The sequence below is a fragment of the Kitasatospora sp. NPDC127116 genome (genome assembly GCF_042677365.1).
Lineage (GTDB): Bacteria > Actinomycetota > Actinomycetes > Streptomycetales > Streptomycetaceae > Kitasatospora > Kitasatospora lactacystinica.
This window is the reverse complement of the sequence record NZ_JBHXTL010000166.1, coordinates 16040-17718: the sequence shown is the minus strand read 5'-3', so window position 1 is coordinate 17718 and position 1679 is coordinate 16040. Positions and strand designations below refer to the sequence as shown.

The following is a 1679-nucleotide window of genomic DNA, read 5'->3' as shown; positions in this document are numbered from 1 at the left end:
GTGCCCGTTCCGGCGGCTTCAACCGTGACGACCGCGGCGGCCGTTCCGGTGGCTTCGGTGACCGTGACAACCGTGGCGGCGGCTTCGGCCGTGACCGTGACGACCGCGGTGGCCGTTCCGGCGGCTTCAACCGTGACGACCGCGGCGGCCGTTCCTTCGGTGACCGTGACAACCGTGGCGGCGGCTTCAACCGTGACCGCGACGACCGCGGTGCCCGTTCCTTCGGTGACCGTGACAACCGTGGCGGCGGCTTCAACCGTGACCGCGACGACCGCGGCGGCCGTTCCTTCGGCGACCGTCCGGCCCGTTCCTTCGGCGACCGTCCGGCCTTCGGCCGTGACCGCGACGAGCGCGGCGGCAGCAGCCGTCCGTTCGCGCGCCGCGACGACCACCGCTCCGGCGGCCGTCCGCAGTCCGACCGCGGTGGCTTCAACCGTGACCGCGGCGGCTTCGGTGCCGGCCGTGACCGCGAGGACCGTCGCCCGGGCGGTTTCGACCGCGACGACCGCAAGCCGCGCTGGAAGAACTGACGCCGCACCGGCGGTAGTCGACCGCCGGCCCGGCTGAACGTACGAAGGGCCCGCTCCGTCCCCCCGGAGCGGGCCCTTCGCGTTTCCCCGGCAGCCTCGCGTTTCCCCGCGCCGGCCCCCCGGGGCGTTGTTCTGGGAGTGAGAATAACCTGTGGCGCGCGGGCGCCGCGGTCCCGTAGCGTCGCGGCCATGAGCAGCAGACTGCACGATGTGGCGCGAGTGAACGAGGAGATCGCCGAGCGGGGGAGCTACCGGACGGCCGGGGGCGAACTCGTGCAGGTGGGGGAGGAGTTGGGGGCGGCGCGGGCCGGCACGGTGTCCTACGCGCCGGAGGGGCTGGACGCGCTGCTGGCGGCGGGCGACCGCGGGCCGGGGCCGGCGGCCGGACGGATCGAGGTGACGGCCGAGGGCAGCATCCAGGCCGCCCGCCGACTGGTCGGGGCCGGGGCGGGGCCGGTCGGGGTGCTGAACTTCGCCTCCGCGCGCAACCCCGGCGGCGGCTACCTGCGCGGCGCCCGCGCCCAGGAGGAGGACCTGTGCCGCAGCGCGCTGCTGTACAGCTGCCTGCGGGAGGCGCCGGACTACTACAAGGCGCACCGGGCCTCCACCGACCTCCGGTACAGCCACCGGGTGATCGTCTCGCCGGCGGTGCCGGTGATCCGGGACGGGCGCGGAGAACTGCTGGCGCAGCCGTACCCCGTCACCTTCCTGACCTCGCCCGCGCCCAACGCCGGGCAGCTGGAACGGCGTTCGGCCGGTGCGGACGTCCGGGGCGTGCTCGCCGAGCGGGCCGTGCGGGTGCTCGCGGCGGCCGCCCGGCACGAGGTGCGCGCGCTGGTGCTCGGGGCCTGGGGCTGCGGGGTGTTCCGCAACGACCCGGCGCAGGTCGCCGAGGCCTTCGAGGGGGCGCTGGCCCGGTACGGGGCCGCCTTCGATCAGGTGGTGTTCGCGGTCTGGGACCGCTCGCCGGTCTCGGCGAACCGGGCCGCCTTCGAGGCCCGGTTCACCGCGGGGTGACCGTCCGGCAGCCGGCTACTTCCGGCGGGCGGCGAGCGCCGTGGCGGGCGGGGTGGGCGGCCCCGCCACCCCCGGGTCGGGGGAGACGGCCGGCCCGGCGCCGCACACCGTAGCCCGCGGGTGCGAGGCGCC

Annotated in this window: 2 protein-coding genes; one reads left to right on the top strand and one right to left on the bottom strand. The window is 76.5% G+C overall.

All coding sequences use genetic code 11. The features are described 5' to 3' along the window. Positions 1-392: hypothetical protein (locus ACFVHV_RS39060; protein ID WP_380357973.1), on the bottom strand; the 392-nt coding region annotated here is incomplete at its 3' end. A 327-nt stretch (positions 393-719) separates the two neighbouring features. On the opposite strand from ACFVHV_RS39060, the gene ACFVHV_RS39055 reads away from it, so the two are divergent. Continuing rightward, the gene (locus ACFVHV_RS39055; RefSeq protein WP_380357971.1) at positions 720-1547 is read left to right on the top strand and encodes a TIGR02452 family protein; all 828 of its coding nucleotides are present in this window, start codon (positions 720-722) and stop codon (positions 1545-1547) included. Positions 1548-1679: the final 132 nt, after the last annotated feature.